The organism is Pseudomonas sp. SDO52101_S400 (assembly GCF_054071635.1).
The window spans coordinates 69,948-86,020 of record NZ_JBSVWF010000008.1; the positions used below are offsets into that span (position 1 = coordinate 69,948).

General features: G+C 60.8%; 14 protein-coding genes, 1 tRNA gene and 1 riboswitch. Of the genes, 14 read left to right on the forward strand and 1 reads right to left on the reverse strand.

The genetic code is table 11. The features are described 5' to 3' along the window. Positions 1 to 46: 46 nt before the first annotated feature. Positions 47 to 310, reverse strand: coding sequence for a hypothetical protein (locus tag ACW9HX_RS06015; protein WP_457379856.1), 264 nt, complete (start codon positions 308 to 310; stop codon positions 47 to 49). A 283-nt stretch (positions 311 to 593) separates the two neighbouring features. Continuing rightward, positions 594 to 694: riboswitch (guanidine-I (ykkC/yxkD leader) on the forward strand. A 63-nt stretch (positions 695 to 757) separates the two neighbouring features. Here ACW9HX_RS06015 and ACW9HX_RS06020 point away from each other — a divergent pair. The 14 genes from ACW9HX_RS06020 (at position 758) to ACW9HX_RS06085 (ending at position 15,829) form a co-directional block, all read left to right on the forward strand. Further along, positions 758 to 1,825, forward strand: coding sequence for a putative urea ABC transporter substrate-binding protein (locus tag ACW9HX_RS06020; RefSeq protein ID WP_457379857.1), 1,068 nt, complete (start codon positions 758 to 760; stop codon positions 1,823 to 1,825). 18 nt (positions 1,826 to 1,843) lie between these two features. Then, on the forward strand, positions 1,844 to 2,659 hold the full coding sequence (locus tag ACW9HX_RS06025) for an ABC transporter permease (protein ID WP_457379858.1): 816 nt from the start codon (positions 1,844 to 1,846) through the stop codon (positions 2,657 to 2,659). Beyond that, positions 2,656 to 3,444 (forward strand): ABC transporter ATP-binding protein, encoded by a 789-nt coding sequence (locus tag ACW9HX_RS06030; protein WP_457379859.1) that lies wholly within the window; start codon positions 2,656 to 2,658, stop codon positions 3,442 to 3,444. The genes ACW9HX_RS06025 and ACW9HX_RS06030 overlap by 4 nt, the downstream gene beginning before the upstream one ends. A 13-nt stretch (positions 3,445 to 3,457) precedes the next feature. Continuing rightward, positions 3,458 to 4,183: an urea amidolyase associated protein UAAP1 gene (locus ACW9HX_RS06035; RefSeq protein WP_457379860.1), complete on the forward strand. Its 726-nt coding sequence runs from the start codon at positions 3,458 to 3,460 to the stop codon at positions 4,181 to 4,183. Positions 4,184 to 4,194: 11 nt separating this feature from the next. After that, positions 4,195 to 4,836 carry an urea amidolyase associated protein UAAP2 gene (locus ACW9HX_RS06040; RefSeq protein WP_457379861.1) on the forward strand — a complete coding sequence of 214 codons (642 nt, stop codon included), beginning with the start codon at positions 4,195 to 4,197 and terminating at the stop codon, positions 4,834 to 4,836. Between the two features lie 280 nt (positions 4,837 to 5,116). Then, a complete protein-coding gene (gene uca / locus ACW9HX_RS06045; protein WP_457379862.1) occupies positions 5,117 to 8,749 on the forward strand; it encodes an urea carboxylase in 3,633 nt (1,210 codons plus the stop codon). A 24-nt stretch (positions 8,750 to 8,773) separates the two neighbouring features. Next, the gene (gene atzF, locus ACW9HX_RS06050) at positions 8,774 to 10,546 is read left to right on the forward strand and encodes an allophanate hydrolase (RefSeq protein WP_457379863.1); all 1,773 of its coding nucleotides are present in this window, start codon (positions 8,774 to 8,776) and stop codon (positions 10,544 to 10,546) included. Positions 10,547 to 10,714: 168 nt separating this feature from the next. Beyond that, the gene (locus ACW9HX_RS06055; protein WP_457379864.1) at positions 10,715 to 12,202 is read left to right on the forward strand and encodes a sensor domain-containing diguanylate cyclase; all 1,488 of its coding nucleotides are present in this window, start codon (positions 10,715 to 10,717) and stop codon (positions 12,200 to 12,202) included. 5 nt (positions 12,203 to 12,207) lie between these two features. Further along, positions 12,208 to 12,426, forward strand: coding sequence for a cysteine-rich CWC family protein (locus ACW9HX_RS06060; protein WP_007957955.1), 219 nt, complete (start codon positions 12,208 to 12,210; stop codon positions 12,424 to 12,426). Between the two features lie 33 nt (positions 12,427 to 12,459). Beyond that, positions 12,460 to 13,152: a pseudouridine synthase gene (locus ACW9HX_RS06065; RefSeq protein WP_457379865.1), complete on the forward strand. Its 693-nt coding sequence runs from the start codon at positions 12,460 to 12,462 to the stop codon at positions 13,150 to 13,152. A 317-nt stretch (positions 13,153 to 13,469) separates the two neighbouring features. After that, positions 13,470 to 14,354, forward strand: coding sequence for an alpha/beta fold hydrolase (locus ACW9HX_RS06070; RefSeq protein ID WP_457379866.1), 885 nt, complete (start codon positions 13,470 to 13,472; stop codon positions 14,352 to 14,354). A 170-nt stretch (positions 14,355 to 14,524) separates the two neighbouring features. Next, positions 14,525 to 14,598 (forward strand) — tRNA-Gly (locus ACW9HX_RS06075). Between the two features lie 341 nt (positions 14,599 to 14,939). After that, positions 14,940 to 15,674, forward strand: coding sequence for a zeta toxin family protein (locus ACW9HX_RS06080; RefSeq protein ID WP_457379933.1), 735 nt, complete (start codon positions 14,940 to 14,942; stop codon positions 15,672 to 15,674). After that, positions 15,662 to 15,829 carry a hypothetical protein gene (locus ACW9HX_RS06085; protein WP_167443763.1) on the forward strand — a complete coding sequence of 56 codons (168 nt, stop codon included), beginning with the start codon at positions 15,662 to 15,664 and terminating at the stop codon, positions 15,827 to 15,829. Before ACW9HX_RS06080 ends, ACW9HX_RS06085 begins: the two co-directional genes overlap by 13 nt. Positions 15,830 to 16,073: the final 244 nt, after the last annotated feature.

Genomic DNA, 16,073 nt, shown 5'->3' on the forward strand with positions numbered 1-16,073 from the left:
TTTATGAAACCTTGTTCATCCAGAAACGCGCTCATTCAGCCGCTGATTAGTGGTGGCCGCCGTGGTATCCACCGCCGTGATAACCCCGTCCGTAACCGCCGCGATAACCATAGCCGCCGTAGTAATAGCGAGCGCCGCCGTAGTAGCGCGGGCCGTAGTAGCCACCGTAGTAATAGGGCGAGTAGTAGCCGGGATAATAATAAGGCGGGGAGTAAACGTCATAGCCGCCACCGTAGTAGTAACAGCCGGACAGCCCAAGACCGAGCACTGCTCCCAGCAGCACCCGACGCAGCATTTTCTTGAAAGACATGGCGGCCTCCTGAAAGACCTGTGACAGCAGTCGGCACACACCGGCTGACAACAGTTTTGACTGGCTGATCGGCAACGAGTGCCCAGTCCTCTCGGGCATCGGATCAGCGGCGCCGGACGCTGCATGACGGTGCAACCGCGCACCAACACAAAGCGTTTGCACCGAGCTCGCCACCTGCAGCAACGCCATGCCCCCTGTTCCAGAGGGCCCGCCTCGACTTGGCACGGCTCTCGCTTTAGCAAACCCGTGCAGGAGTCATCACAGGTTCGCGGCACCACAATTTGCAATGGCTGACTAGGGTTCCGGCTCGCATCTGCGAGTGACTGGTCCGAGAGTCGGCGACCTCCAGTTGAGGTTACACGGCGGGACAAAAGCCCGGGAGACAAGCCACCGTTCGCGGTGCCGCGTTGCCTTCCTGTCCGTCCTCGATCAACTGGAGAAGCCACCATGTCCCGACTACGTTTGCCCGCCCTGCTCGCCGCCGCATTCGCCGCGCTCATCAGCACCCAATCCTCTGCCGCGCAGAAAGACCACTTCAGTGTCTGCTGGACGATCTACGCCGGCTGGATGCCATGGGAATACGCCGGCAGTCAGGGCATCGTCGACAAATGGGCGAAGAAGTACGGGATCAAGATTGATGTCGTGCAACTCAACGACTACGTCGAATCGATCAATCAATACACCGCCGGCCAGTTCGACGGTTGCACCATGACCAACATGGACGCACTGACCATTCCGGCCGCCGGTGGCGTCGACAGCACCGCGCTGATCGTCAGCGATTTCTCCAACGGCAACGACGGCATCGTCCTCAAGGGCGAAGGCAAGAAAGTCGCCGACCTCAAGGGCATGGACGTCAACCTGGTCGAGCTGTCGGTTTCCCACTACCTGCTGGCCCGGGCGCTGGACTCGGTGGATCTCACCGAAAAAGACCTGAAAGTGGTCAACACCTCCGATGCCGACATTTCCGCCGCGTTCAACACCGAGCAGGTCAACGCCGTCACCACCTGGAACCCGATGCTCTCGGACATCAAAGCCAAACCCGGCGTGACCGAAGTCTTCAACTCCAGCCAGATCCCCGGCGAAATCATGGACATGATGGTGGTCAACAGCGCCACCCTCAAAGACAACCCGGCCCTGGGCAAGGCGCTGACCGGCGCCTGGTTCGAAGTGGTCGAGTTGATGAACGCGAAAAACGCAGCCAGCAAAGCTGCACTTGAGCACATGGCCAAAGCTTCGGGCACCGATCTGGCCGGATTCCAGGCGCAACTGGACACCACCAAACTGTTCGCCACACCGAAAGAAGCCCTGGTGTTCGCCACCAGCAAGCAACTGCCGGAAACCATGCGCAAAGTTGCCGAGTTTTCGTTCCAGCACGGTTTGCTCGGTGAGGGCGCCAAGGACACCAGCGCGGTCGGAATGACCTTTGCCAACGGCGTGACCAGCGGCGACACCGGCAACCTCAAGCTGCGTTTCGATCCGACCTATGCGCAGATGGCCGCCGACGCCAAGCTGTAAGCCACGGAGGATTTGGCCATGCGCCTGATCAATCGCCACCCGGATCGCCCGAGTCGCCTGCTGTTGGTGATCCTGCCGTTCGCCTTGGTGCTGTTCGCCTACTTCATGGGCTCGGCCGAGCGTCTGGCGGACAACCCCAACGACAAACTGCTGCCCAGCGCGGTGCAGATGACCGATGCGGTGAAACGCCTGGCGTTCAATGCCGACAGTCGAACCGGTGAATACCTGCTCTGGCAAGACACCGCGTCGAGCCTGCAACGCCTGGCCATCGGTCTCGGTATCGCCGCACTGGCCGGACTGTGCCTGGGCATTGCCGCCGGGACACTGCCACTGTTCGGCGCACCGCTCTCGCCATTGCTGACGGTGCTGTCGATGGTGCCGCCACTGGCCATCCTGCCGATCCTGTTCATCGTCTTCGGCCTCGGTGAGCTGTCGAAGGTGATGCTGATCGTGATCGGCATCACCCCGGCCCTGGCCCGAGATCTGGAACAGCGTGCCCGGGACATCCCCGTCGAACTGCTGATCAAGGCCCAGACCCTCGGCGCCTCGACCTGGACGCTGATGCTACGGGTCGTGTTGCCACAGCTGTTACCGCGTCTGCTGATTTCACTGCGGCTGATGCTCGGTTCGGCGTGGCTGTTCCTGATCGCCGCCGAAGCCATCGCCTCCACCGATGGTCTGGGCTACCGGATTTTCCTCGTGCGCCGTTATCTGGCGATGGATGTGATCCTGCCGTACGTGGTGTGGATCACCTTGCTCGCCTGGCTGATGGATTGGGGTCTCAAATACCTGACCCGTCGCGCATACCCCTGGTATGAGGGGGCGGCCAAATGAGCTTCATCACGGTAAAGAACGTCTGGCAGCAATACGCCGACCAAGTGGTGCTCGAAGGCTTGAACCTGAGCGTCAACGAAGGCGAATTCTGCACGCTGGTCGGTGCCTCGGGTTGCGGCAAGTCGACCTTCCTGCGCCTGCTGCTCGGCCAGGAAACCGCCAGTCGCGGCGAGATTCTGCTCGACGGCCAGCCCCTGGCCCAAGAACCGGATGCCAGCCGTGGCGTGGTGTTCCAGCGTTACTCGGTGTTCCCGCATCTGAGCGTGCTGGACAACGTCGCCATCGGCCTGGAATTGCCGCGCGCGCCGCTGCTCGGACGCTTGTTCGGCAGCGCGAAAAAAGAGGCCCGCGAACAGGCCTCGGCGCTGCTGCACAAAGTCGGCCTCGGCCATGCGCTGGACAAGTACCCGGCGCAGCTCTCCGGCGGCATGCAACAACGGCTGGCAATTGCCCAGGCACTGATCATGAAGCCGCGAGTGTTGCTGCTGGACGAACCTTTCGGCGCCCTTGATCCGGGCATCCGCAAGGACATGCACGCGCTGCTGCTGGAGTTGTGGCGCGAGACACAGCTTACGGTGTTCATGGTTACCCATGACTTGTCCGAAGGTTTCAGCCTTGGCACTCGCCTGCTGGTGTTCGACAAGGTGCGCCTCGACCCGCACGCCCCCGGCGCCTATGGCGCCCGCATCACCTACGACATCCCGTTGAACAGCGACCGCCGCGCCCGTCGCGCCGCCGTCGACGCCCTGCCCGCCGAGCTGGCCGGCACGCTTCGTATTGCCTGAGAGGACTGCTCCCATGACCGATTCGACCCAACTGTTTCCACCCTTCGCCGAAGAAACCCTGCCCGGCGGCGGCCACCGCTCCTTCGTCCTGAAACGCGGCCAGTTGCTGCGCCTGACCGACCTGCGCGGCGGCGCCAACGTCAGCCTGACCCTGCTCAACGCCAACGAAAAAACCGAACGCCTGAACCTGCCCGACAGCCTCAAGTGCCAACACACCGCCAAGCTCACCACCGGCCATTGCCTGTACTCGGACATGGGCCGCGTGTTGGCGGCGATCACTGCCGACACCTGCGGCTGGAGCGACAGCCTCGGCGGTGTGCTGTGCGCTGAAGAGGTCGCGGAAAAATACGGCCAGGGCCGCTACCAGGAACTGCGCAACGGTTTCTTTCGCAACGGCACCGACAACCTGCTGGTGGAACTGGGCAAGTGGGGCCTGGGCCTGTCCGACCTGCTGATGACCCTCAATCTGTTCAGCCGGGTGAACGTAGATGAAGCCGGGCAATTCCATTTCGTCGAGGGCCATTCGAAGGCCGGCGACTACATCGAGCTGTACGCACCGATGGACACCCTCGTCGTCCTTACCGCCCTGCAACACCCGATGGATCCGTCGCCCGACTACGCACCAAAACCGCTGAAGCTCAGCTGGATGAACGCCGACCCGAGCGTCGCCGAACACTGCCGTACCTCGCGCCCGGAGAACGAGCGCGGCTTTATCAACACCGACCGTTTGTTCGCCTGAGGATCATCGCCATGTCAGTTGCTATCGCCACTTCGCAAAAACAGCCCGACGCTGCGGTGTACCGCGCCACCATTCCGGCCGGCGACCCCTGGCTGATGGAGGTCAAGGCCGGCCAGACCCTGCGCATTCTCGATCTGGAAGGCAACCAAGCGGTGGACACCCTGTTTTACAGCACCGCCAATCCCCGTGAGCGCTACGACGTGCAACGCACACTGCGCCGCCAGAACAGCGTCTACCTGAGCACCGGCAGCGTTTTGTATTCCAATCTCGGCAAACCGATGCTGACGATCATCGCCGACACCTGCGGCCGCCACGACACCCTCGGCGGCGCCTGTGCGCAGGAGAGCAACACCGTGCGCTACGCCCTGGAAAAACGCTACATGCACAGCTGCCGCGACAACTACCTGCGCGCCTGCGCCCACGACGGGCGCCTGGGCAAAGGTGACATCGGGCCGAACATCAATTTCTTCATGAACGTGCCCGTCACCGCCGACGGCGGCCTGACTTTCGAAGACGGGATTTCCGCGCCGGGCAAGTACGTCGACCTGCGCGCCGAAATGGACGTGATCGTGCTGATCTCCAACTGCCCGCAACTGAACAACCCGTGCAACGCCTACAACCCGACGCCTGCGGAGCTGCTGGTATGGAACTGAAATTCGTCCACCTGCGCCGTTGGCTTTTCGCCCTGTGCCAGGCCCGTTCCGGCCAGTGTCTGAAATCCCCCAAACACCCCTAAACCCTGTGGGAGCTGGCTTGCCAGCGATGGCGTCGGCTCAGCCAGCATTAATGATGACTGACACACCGCCATCGCGGGCAAGCCCGCTCCCACAAGGTCAATGGTGACTTTCGAAATTGTGATTTTGCCGTCGGGGACGACCCTGGCGCTCATCGAAAAACTGCGGGACGGCCCGCATCCCCTTCAGGGGTTTTGCCATGTTCAAAAAAATCCTGATCGCCAACCGTGGCGCGATTGCCTGCCGCATTCTGCGCACCTTGCGTGAACTGCACGTCGAAGGCGTCGCGGTGTACTCCGAAGCCGATGCCGCCAGCCTGCACATTCTGCAAGCGGACGAAGCCCACAGCCTCGGTGAAGGCGCAGCGGCCGGCACCTATCTGGCCGTGGACAAGATTCTCGCCATCGCCAAAACCACTGGCGCCACCGCGATCCATCCGGGCTACGGCTTTCTTTCCGAGAACGCGGCGTTCGCCGAAGCCTGCGCCAACCATGGCATTACCTTCATCGGCCCGACCCCGGAACAACTGCGAGTGTTCGGCCTCAAGCACACCGCACGGGCCCTGGCCAAACAGCACGGCGTGCCGATGCTCGAAGGCACCGAGCTGCTCGACAGCCTCGACGCCGCGCTGACTGCCGGCACGCAGGTCGGTTATCCGGTGATGCTCAAAAGCACCGCTGGCGGTGGCGGCATCGGCATGCGCGTGTGCCGTAACGCCAGCGAACTGAGCGAGTCGTTCGAGGCGGTGAAGCGCCTCGGCCAGAACAATTTCAGCGACGCCGGGGTGTTCATTGAGAAGTACATCCAGCGTGCGCGGCATCTGGAAGTACAAGTGTTCGGCGACGGCCATGGCGAAGTGATCGCCCTCGGCGTGCGCGACTGCTCGGTGCAGCGACGCAACCAGAAAGTCCTCGAGGAAACTCCGGCACCGAACCTGCCCGAAGGCATGGCAGACGAGCTGTGCGCGGCGGCGATCAAACTGGCCAAAGCAGTGAATTACCGCAGCGCCGGCACCGTCGAATTCGTCTTCGACAGCGATGCGCAGCGCTTCTACTTTCTGGAAGTGAACACCCGGCTGCAGGTCGAACACGGCGTTACCGAACAGGTGTGGGGCGTCGATCTGGTGCGCTGGATGATCGAACTGGCGGCGGGAGATCTGCCGCCGTTGAGCGTCTTGCTTGAAGGCTTGAAACCGCAGGGCCACGCGATTCAGGCACGGCTGTATGCGGAGGATCCGGGGCGCGATTTCCAGCCGAGCCCCGGGTTGCTGACCGCCGTGGAATTTCCTTCGGCCAACGGCATACAACTGCGTATCGACACTTGGGTCGAGGCCGGTTGTGAGATCCCGCCCTACTTCGATCCGATGATCGCCAAAGTCATCAGCTGGGCGCCAACCCGCGAACAGGCCCGCGCCGATCTGCATCAGGCCCTCGGCGACAGCCTGCTGTACGGCGTGGAAACCAACCGCGATTACCTGCGGCAGATTCTGCTCGATACACCGTTCGCCAGCGGTCAGCCCTGGACCCGTTGCCTGGAAGGCCTGGTGTACCGGGCCAACACGTTTGAAGTGCTGAGCGCCGGCACCCAGACCAGCGTCCAGGACTACCCCGGTCGCCTCGGCTACTGGGCGGTCGGCGTGCCACCCTCGGGGCCGATGGACAGCCGCGCGTTGCGTTTGGGCAATCGCCTGCTCGGCAACATCGATGGCGCGGCGGCATTGGAAATCACCATGAACGGGCCGCTGCTGCGCTTCAACTGCGCCGCGGTAGTGGCGGTGACGGGTGCACCGTTGACGCTGACACTCGACGGCGAGACCGTGCCGATGAACACCGCGCTGTTGATCGAGGCAGGCAGCCAGTTGAATCTCGGCGGTTTGCAGGCCGCCGGCGCCCGCAGCTACCTGTGCCTGCGTGGCGGCTTGCAGGTGCCGGACTATCTGGGCAGCAAAAGCACCTTCACCCTCGGTCAGTTCGGCGGTCATGGCGGGCGAGCCCTGCGTGCCGGCGACGTGCTGCACCTGACTCCACTGAGCGACCGAAGCGCCGGGCAAACGCTGGCCCCGCATCACGTCAGCGAACTGCCCGCCGTGCGCCGGATCCGCGTGATCTACGGCCCCCACGGCGCGCCTGAATACTTCACCGAGGGCTACATCGACAGCTTTTTCGCAACCCAATGGGAAGTGCATTTCAACTCCAGTCGCACCGGCGTGCGCCTGATCGGGCCGAAGCCCGAATGGGTGCGCGCCGACGGCGGTGAAGCCGGGCTGCATCCATCGAACATTCACGACAATCCCTATGCCATCGGCGCCGTGGACTTCACCGGCGACATGCCGGTAATCCTCGGCCCGGATGGCCCGAGCCTTGGCGGCTTCGTGTGCCCGGTGACGGTGATCGAGGCGGATCTCTGGCAACTGGGTCAACTCAAGGCCGGGGACAAAGTGCAGTTCGTGCCCGTCGATCTCAAGACCGCACGCGATCTCGCCCTCAAATGGGATACCTGTGGGAGCTGGCTTGCCAGCGATGGGGCCCGACCAGACACCGCATCAACTTCATCGCTGGCAAGCCAGCTCCCACAGGGTCTGGTTTCGCCTGTGGTTCTGGAGTTGGGTCAGGGCGACAAACGGCTTGTGGGGCGTGTGTCCGGCGATACACATCTGCTTCTGGAAATCGGCGCACCGGAACTGGACCTCGTTCTGCGCTTTCGCGCCCATGCTCTGATGCAGGCGCTGGAAAGCAAAAACCTGCACGGCGTGATCGATCTGACACCGGGCATTCGTTCGCTGCAAATCCACTATCAGCCCGAACAACTGCCGCTGGCCGATCTGCTCGGGATCGTCGCCGGTGAATGGGATGCGGTCTGCGCCGCCCAGGACCTGCAAGTGCCGTCGCGCATCGTCCATCTGCCCTTGTCCTGGGACGATCCGGCCTGCCAGTTGGCTATCGAGAAATACATGACCACCGTGCGCAAGGACGCGCCGTGGTGCCCGAGCAACCTGGAGTTCATCCGCCGCATCAATGACCTGCCGAACCTCGATGAAGTGCAGCGCACGGTATTCGATGCGAGTTATCTGGTGATGGGCCTCGGTGATGTGTATCTCGGCGCACCGGTCGCCACCCCGCTCGACCCGCGCCATCGACTGGTGACCACCAAGTACAACCCGGCACGCACCTGGACCGCCGAGAACTCGGTGGGCATCGGCGGCGCCTACATGTGCGTTTACGGCATGGAAGGGCCCGGCGGTTACCAGTTTGTCGGGCGCACCTTGCAGATGTGGAACCGCTATCGCGAGGTCGCGGCGTTCGACGGCAAGCCGTGGCTGCTGCGTTTTTTCGATCAGATCCGTTTTTACCCGGTCAGTGCCGACGAATTGCTACGCATCCGCCGGGATTTTCCCCTCGGACGTTTCGACCTGAACATCGAACACAGCCAGCTCAACCTCGCCGACTACCAGGCCTTTCTGCAACGCGAAGCCGAAAGCATCAGTGCTTTCCGGACGCAGCAACAGGGCGCCTTCCAGGCCGAGCGCGAACGCTGGATCGCCAGCGGCCAGGCGCATTTCGACAGCGAAGAGGCCGTGCCGGACAGCGGTGAAGAAACTCCACTGGCCAGCGGTCAGCAGAGTGTCGACAGCCACATCGCCGGCAACCTCTGGCAGGTGCAGGTCGAGGTCGGCAGCCGTGTAGCGGCCGGTGATGTGCTGGTGATTCTGGAATCGATGAAGATGGAAATCCCCGTGCTCGCGCCCACGGCCGGGGTGGTGCAGGACATTCGCGTGCAGCCGGGATCGGCCGTGCGTGCCGGACAACGGGTCGTGGTGCTGGAACTCGACTGAAACCATTTGCCAAAGGATCACCCCATGAATCTGCAACTCGATGCCCTGCGCCAGGCCTACCGCAATGGCGACACAACTCCCCGGCAATTACTGTTGGCGCTGCGGGACAAAGCGGCGGCGCTGAACCCGGACTATCACCTGTTCATCCACCTGCTCAGCGCCGAGGACCTTGAGCCTTACCTGGCCGCCCTCGATGGTCGCGATCTCGACAGCCTGCCGTTGTACGGCGTGCCGTTCGCGATCAAGGACAACATCGACCTCGCCGGCATCCCGACCACCGCCGCGTGCCCGGCGTTCGCCTATGTGCCTGAGTGCTCGGCGACCATCGTCGAACAACTGCTGGCGCTGGGAGCGGTCCCGCTGGGCAAGACCAATCTCGACCAGTTCGCCACCGGCCTCAACGGCAGCCGTTCGCCTTACGGCGCCTGCCCGAACAGCGTGTTGCCGGAGTATCCGTCGGGTGGTTCCAGCGCCGGTTCGTCGCTGGCCGTGGCGCTCGGTGTGGCCAGTTTCGCGTTGGGCACCGACACCGCCGGCTCCGGCCGGGTGCCGGCGGCGTTGAACAATCTGTTGGGCCTGAAAGCCAGCAAAGGCCTGATTTCCACCGCCGGTGTGCTGCCGGCCTGTCGCACGCTGGACTGCGTCACCACGTTCACCGCAACGGCGCGGGAAGCCAGCCAACTGCTGGCACTGACTGCGCGCCTCGATCCACGGGACGAGTACAGCCGCAGCAATCCGTCCTGGAATGACGGTTCTGCGTTCGGTGTGCCACGGCCGTTTCGCTTCGGTGTACCGCGTGCCCAGGACCTGGAATTTTTCGGCTGCGTGGAAGGCCCGTTGTTGTTCGGCGATACCATCGACCGGCTCAAGGCTGCGGGCGGTGAGGCTGTCGAGCTGGACTTGTCGCCGTTCCTCGAAGCAGCGCGGTTGCTCTATGAAGGGCCATGGGTTGCCGAGCGCTACAGCGTGGCCGGCAAGTTGATGGAAGAAAATCCCGCGGCGGTGCTGCCGGTGATCCGCGCGGTGCTGGCGAAAGCACCGGCCGTCAGCGGCGTGCAGACCTTCCGTGCGCAATATCGCCTGCAAGCGCTGAAAGCCGTTTGCGATAAAGCACTGGAAGGGCTCGACTGCGTGCTCACGCCCACCATCGGTCGTCCGGTGACGCTGGCGGAACTCGACGTGGAACCGGTGCTGCGCAATTCCGAACTTGGCTACTACACCAACTTCATGAACCTGCTCGACTACGCCGCCGTCGCCGTGCCCAGCGGTTTCATGGCCAACGGGCTGCCGTGGGGTGTGACGCTGTTTGGCCGGGCGTTCACCGATCAGTATCTGCTGGGAGTGGCCGATGCCTTGCAGCGCCAGCAGGATCCCGGGCTGCCGACGCCTAACAATCCGGCGCGGCATGATCGTGCGCGACTGGTGGTCTGCGGCGCGCATCTGGACGGACTGGCCCTGAACTGGCAACTGCGCCAGCGCGGCGCACGCCTGATCGAGGCTACCCACAGCTCGATGGACTACAAACTCTATGCCCTCGCCGGCGGCCCACCGTTGCGTCCAGGAATGCTGCGCGTGGCCGAAGGCGGCGTGGCCATCGCCGTGGAGGTCTGGGAGTTGCCGAGCAGTGAGCTGGGCTCGTTCCTGACCGGCATCCCGGCGCCGCTGGGCCTGGGCAAGGTGCAACTGGCGGATGGCCGATGGGAAAGCGGATTCATCTGCGAACCCTACGGCCTGGAAGGCGCAACCGACATCAGCCATTTGGGTGGGTGGCGAGCGTATCTGCAAACCGGAAACTGATCCGAACAGCGGCCCCCTCTCGTTCCGGGAGGGGGCTGGATGAGCAAGCCATTCTCCTGACACCCCTGCCCGACTGATCCCCCTGCATTTCAGGCACAAATCCCGCAGTCTTTTCCCCGCCGTGCCACTAGAATGCTGCCAATCGGGTCACTGTCAACGGAATTGCCAATGCCGCTCAGATCTGCGTTTCACTCCCAACGTTCGCTGGTCCTGACCCTGGTCGCCCTGCTCGGCGCAGGTTTTCTCGCCACCTCTCTGCTCAGCTACTACGCCTCGCGGGCGTCGATCCGCGACAACATCGTCAACACCGAACTGCCGTTGACATCCGACACGGTGTACTCGGAAATCCAGAAAGACCTCGTCAGACCGATCCTGATTTCCTCGATGATGTCCCGCGACACCTTCATGCGCGACTGGGTGGTGAACGGCGAAAAAGACAGTGACCAGATGATCCGCTATCTCGACGAGGTCATGACCCACTATGGCGCCTACACCGCGTTCTTCGTCTCCAACAGCACCCACACCTACTACCACGCCAAGGGTGTGTTGAAGCAGGTGAAAATCGACGAACCGCGCGACGCCTGGTACTTCCGTGTGCGCGACATGAAAGACCCGTACGAGATCAACGTCGACCCGGATCTGGCCAACAAAGACAACATGACCTTCTTCATCAACTACAAGGTCTTCGATTACAACGATCGCTTCATCGGCGCCGCCGGCGTCGGTCTGACGGTGGATGCGGTGATCAAGCTGATCGACAAATACCAGCAGCGCTATCAACGCAGTGTGTACTTCGTCGACACCTTCGGCAGGCTGGTACTGACTGGCGCCGAGGGCGGGCCGGAAGGTGCGCGTGTCGGGAAAAGCCTGACGGATCTCGACAGCATGAAAAGCCTGATCGCCCAGTTGCCCAAACCCCACAGCGGCAGCTACGAATATTCCGCCCACGGTCAGGGACATTTCCTCAACGTGCGGTTTATTCCGGAGCTGAACTGGTACCTGTTCGTCGACAAACGCGAAGACGGGGCGATGAGCGAAATTCGCCAGTCGTTGTACCTCAACCTGCTGATTTGCCTGCTGGTGACGCTGATCGTGCTGGCGCTGGTCAATCGATTGATCAAGCGCTATCAGGACAAGATCCACGCCCAGGCCACCCTGGACAGCCTCACCGAACTGCCCAACCGCCGCGGCTTCGACTTGCTCGCCGTGCAAGCCCTGCACGAAGCTCACCGCGAGCCGAAACCGCTGACCGCGCTGCTGCTGGATCTGGACCACTTCAAGGTCTTGAACGACACCTACGGGCACATGGCCGGCGATCAGGTGCTGATCGGATTCGCCCGGGACCTGCAAAGCTGCCTGCGGCATTCCGATATCGTCTGCCGTTGGGGCGGAGAGGAATTTATCGTTCTACTGAAGGACACTGACGGCGAGACTGGTCAGAAGATTGCCGAGAAGATCCGCCAGCACGTCGAACAGCATGAATATGCCTACAACGGTCACACCATGAATCTGACGGTCAGCATCGGCGCCACCACCCTGCAACCGGACGACACCTTGCACAGCCTGCTGTCCCGGGCCGATCATGCGATGTACCGGGCCAAACAGACCGGCCGCAATCGCACCTGCGTGGAAATGCACCAATCGACTTATGCCTGATGCCCATGAACAAACCTGACCTCTGCCCGGCCTGCGGCGCTCGCAACGATTGCACCCTGGCTGATCCTCGCACCGCCGACCGCGCCTGCTGGTGCTACGGCGTGTCCATTGACCCGGCGGTGCTCGAAGCCCTGCCGGCGGAACTGCGCGACAAATCCTGCCTGTGCCCCCGTTGTGCCCAGGTCGAGGCGCAACTGCAAGCGGCCAAGCCGTCGATCCCGTAAGATGCGCGCCCCGCTACCTGCCGATTTTTGACCATGCGTGTTGACCGTTTTCTGAGCAATCTGCCCCGCTTCAACCGTAAGCAGGTTCGTCTGTTGCTGGTGGAAAAGCGCGTGCGTATTGACGGAAAAGTCGTCAGCGATCCCCACAGCGAAGTCCTGGAATTCAGCCGCGTCGAAGTCGACGATGAAGTGCTGCAAAGCGGCAAACCGGCGCGCTACTTCATGCTCTACAAACCACAGGGTTGTGTCAGCGCCACCCGCGATCCCGAGCATCCGACCGTGCTCGACCTGATCCACGAACCGGACAAGGACGACCTGCACATCGCCGGGCGTCTGGATTTCAACACCACCGGGCTGATGCTGATCACCAACGACGGCACCTGGTCGCGGCGCCTGACCCAGCCGCAGACCAAACTGCCGAAGGTCTATTACATAGAGACCGAACAGGACATCGGCCCGGAATATGCGATCAAGTTCGCCGAGGGGATCTACTTCGCCTTCGAGGACCTGACCACTCAACCGGCGCAGCTGGAGCTGCTCGGTCCGCGAACGGCGCGGCTGAGCATCGTCGAGGGTCGCTACCATCAGGTGAAGCGCATGTTCGGCCACTTCAACAACAAAGTGCTGCGCCTGCACCGCGAATCCATGGGCCTGCTGCACCTGGATAATGCGCTAAAACCGGGCGAATACCGCGCCTTGCGCACCGAAGAGATTCATTTGTTCTAAGCAGCCGACCGCTCAGCAGAAGTTGTCGAACAATTTACCAACGGCACTTGCGCGATCCGGATCCCCCTGCTTGAATCAGGACGTCGGCCAAATTGTGACCGACGAGTCACACATAACTTCTAAGAAACCTTTTGCCGGTAGAGAGCCCTCAAGGGCTCCGCCTCAGCCGGCAGATTGCCCGCCAATAACAATACCCGTCGACCTGCCGTAACGGATCGACATGGGCTCCAAAATTCCAGGCGTATGCCTACCTGTCACAAAGCTCGTGCAATCTCTAGTTGCGCGCATACCCGCTTGCTTGCCAGGAGTCTTATGACATGAGGCCAGAAATCGCTGTGCTGGATATACAGGGTCAGTATCGGGTTTACACGGAGTTCTATCGCGCAGACGCCGCAGAAAAGACCATCATCCTGGTCAACGGCTCGATGGCCACGACTGCGTCGTTTGCACAGACCGTGAAAAATCTGCACCCGCAATTCAACGTGGTTTGCTACGACCAGCCCTACGCTGGCAGGTCGAAAATCCACAATCGCCACGAGAAACATCTGACGAAAGAAGTCGAAGGTCTGATCCTGCTGGAGCTGATCGACCACTTCGCCGCCGAACATGTTTTATCGTTCTCCTGGGGCGGCGCCGCGACCATGGTCGCTCTCGCGCACCAGCCCCGGCGCATCGAAAAAGCCGTGATCAGCTCGTTCTCGCCGGTGATCAACGCGCACATGCTTGACTACCTCGAACGCGGCGTCGAATGCCTCGGCAAACGCGACGGCGACCGGGTCGGCCACCTCGTCAACAACACCATCGGCAAACACCTGCCGTCGCTGTTCAAGCGCTTCAACTATCGCCACGTCAGCAGCCTGGCCGAGCACGAATACGGGCAGATGCATTTCCACATCAACGACGTGCTGCACAGCGACCGTCAGTGCTATCTGAACGCGGCAAAGAAAATCAACGTACCGGTGCTGTTCATGAACGGCGAATGGGACGAATACACCGCCGCTGAAGATGCCCGGCTGTTCGGCAACCACTTGGCGCAAAGCACCTTCACCACCCTGCAGGCCACCGGGCACTTCCTCGATATGGAACACAAGTCCGCTTGCCGGGACAGCCAGAACGCCCTGCTCGGTTTCCTGAAACCGGCGCAACAGGCCAGCCGAACGCGTTACCAGTTTGTTCAGGATCACCATGCATTGGCCATTTGAAACAGTGTCGTCGCGAGCAAGCCTGCGGGGCTGAGTTTTAGCCGTCCTCCAGCCCGCAGCGCTTACCCGCGATTGACCGATCTTGGCTCTGTTTCAGGACTTTCCGCTGTACGTGTGCAAAGAAAACTTCAAATCCGTGGCCGAGTCTGGTACAAAGTCAGCCGCTCTGAGCGGGTGTCGTATAATGGCATTACTCCAGCTTCCCAAGCTGATAACGAGGGTTCGATTCCCTTCACCCGCTCCAATCGAATTTATGTCCTGCGTTGTGGTTTGACGGGGGATGAAAAAAACCGGCCTTGATGGCCGGTTTTTTTGTGTCTGCGTTTTGAGGTCAACTGCTTGTTCGGCAAAGAACAATTCTGAAACACACCGTTGATTGCAGATACGGTATCCCTCTCTACTCTTCATTCTCTCCAACCACAAGAAGCACAGTTTGCTCAAAGGAATGATCCATGAGTACGGTTTCCCATCAAGATTCTGACCAATTGGAAACCACTACACTGCGGTAAATACAGAGCGCAAACCGTAAATGGCCTTTTAATCGAAGAGGGTTCACATCCAGTGCAGGAAGACAAAAGGCTTGGAATGACGGATGGAGAACAGGCCATCTGGGACGATGCGATCAGGTTCGCACGATCAAACAAGAAGGTTATTGGCAAGCGACTCACGGATCAGACCCGGTATCCGCCCGAAAAAGAGCCTGTTTCAGTTTTCATGGCTGGATCGCCGGGCGCTGGCAAGACAGAGGCATCATTAGCCCTGCTGAACCTTTTCTCTGATACGCCGATCCTGCGAATCGATCCAGACGACCTCAGAAACGAATTTGAAGCCTATCAAGGTGGCAATGCCTGGCTTTTCCAAGGCGCCGTTTCAATTCTGGTAGGAAAGCTGATTGATCTTGCCCTGGATCGAAAACAATCTTTCCTGCTCGACGGGACGCTTTCGAATATAGAAATCGCAAGGAACAATGTGCGGCGTTGCCTGGACAAGGGGAGATTTGTACAAATTCTCTATGTCTATCAAGACCCCAGGCTTGCCTGGTCCTTTGTCAGGGCTCGTGAGGAAGCCGAAGGACGCAGAATTCGACCGGAGCATTTCGTCGACCAATATTTTGCAGCACGTGACGTGGTAAACACGCTTAAGCTAGAGTTTGGCAAGGATCTTCATGTCGATCTGCTTGTGAAGCACATTGATAATTCTGGCCGCCTCTACAAGGCTGGCGTTGACAAGATCGACTACCATATCCCAGAGAAGCATACGAGACACGACCTGATGGCCATGCTTGGGATAAATGACGGAGCAACCCCATGTTTTCCATGAAACTCGGATCCCCAAAGGAGTCCACGAGTCCATTCGCAGACTTCATTCGTAATGCGAAATCGGAAGAAAAAAAGCGCGTTTACAGTGAAGTGCTGACCGAAGCCACCAAAAAACAGAATGAAGTGATGCTGGCTGCACGTGAAAAGCAAGCCTGATTACGTTAGTGGATTCCAAAATTGCCCGGCCAAGTGCCGGGCTTTTTCATTCTGCCGTTGACGTGTTTTACGGGCTCCGGCGTGCAAGCTTTTGGACGATAGGAGCAGGAGTGCGGCCTGTAAAAAAACGGTCTTGATGGCCGATTTTTTATGTTTGTGATTTGGAGAGAATAAGAGCCCAGCCCCACTCAGGGAGCAGACCTTATCTCAGCAGCGCTTAACTCTCTTTAATTGTGGGTTATTA

Coding starts and splice junctions, on each gene's coding strand:
- ACW9HX_RS06015 (WP_457379856.1), bottom strand. CDS start 310: ATGTCTTTCAAGAAAATGCTGCGTCGGGTGCTGCTGGGAGCAGTGCTC.
- ACW9HX_RS06020 (WP_457379857.1), top strand. CDS start 758: ATGTCCCGACTACGTTTGCCCGCCCTGCTCGCCGCCGCATTCGCCGCG.
- ACW9HX_RS06025 (WP_457379858.1), top strand. CDS start 1,844: ATGCGCCTGATCAATCGCCACCCGGATCGCCCGAGTCGCCTGCTGTTG.
- ACW9HX_RS06030 (WP_457379859.1), top strand. CDS start 2,656: ATGAGCTTCATCACGGTAAAGAACGTCTGGCAGCAATACGCCGACCAA.
- ACW9HX_RS06035 (WP_457379860.1), top strand. CDS start 3,458: ATGACCGATTCGACCCAACTGTTTCCACCCTTCGCCGAAGAAACCCTG.
- ACW9HX_RS06040 (WP_457379861.1), top strand. CDS start 4,195: ATGTCAGTTGCTATCGCCACTTCGCAAAAACAGCCCGACGCTGCGGTG.
- uca (WP_457379862.1), top strand. CDS start 5,117: ATGTTCAAAAAAATCCTGATCGCCAACCGTGGCGCGATTGCCTGCCGC.
- atzF (WP_457379863.1), top strand. CDS start 8,774: ATGAATCTGCAACTCGATGCCCTGCGCCAGGCCTACCGCAATGGCGAC.
- ACW9HX_RS06055 (WP_457379864.1), top strand. CDS start 10,715: ATGCCGCTCAGATCTGCGTTTCACTCCCAACGTTCGCTGGTCCTGACC.
- ACW9HX_RS06060 (WP_007957955.1), top strand. CDS start 12,208: ATGAACAAACCTGACCTCTGCCCGGCCTGCGGCGCTCGCAACGATTGC.
- ACW9HX_RS06065 (WP_457379865.1), top strand. CDS start 12,460: ATGCGTGTTGACCGTTTTCTGAGCAATCTGCCCCGCTTCAACCGTAAG.
- ACW9HX_RS06070 (WP_457379866.1), top strand. CDS start 13,470: ATGAGGCCAGAAATCGCTGTGCTGGATATACAGGGTCAGTATCGGGTT.
- ACW9HX_RS06080 (WP_457379933.1), top strand. CDS start 14,940: ATGACGGATGGAGAACAGGCCATCTGGGACGATGCGATCAGGTTCGCA.
- ACW9HX_RS06085 (WP_167443763.1), top strand. CDS start 15,662: ATGTTTTCCATGAAACTCGGATCCCCAAAGGAGTCCACGAGTCCATTC.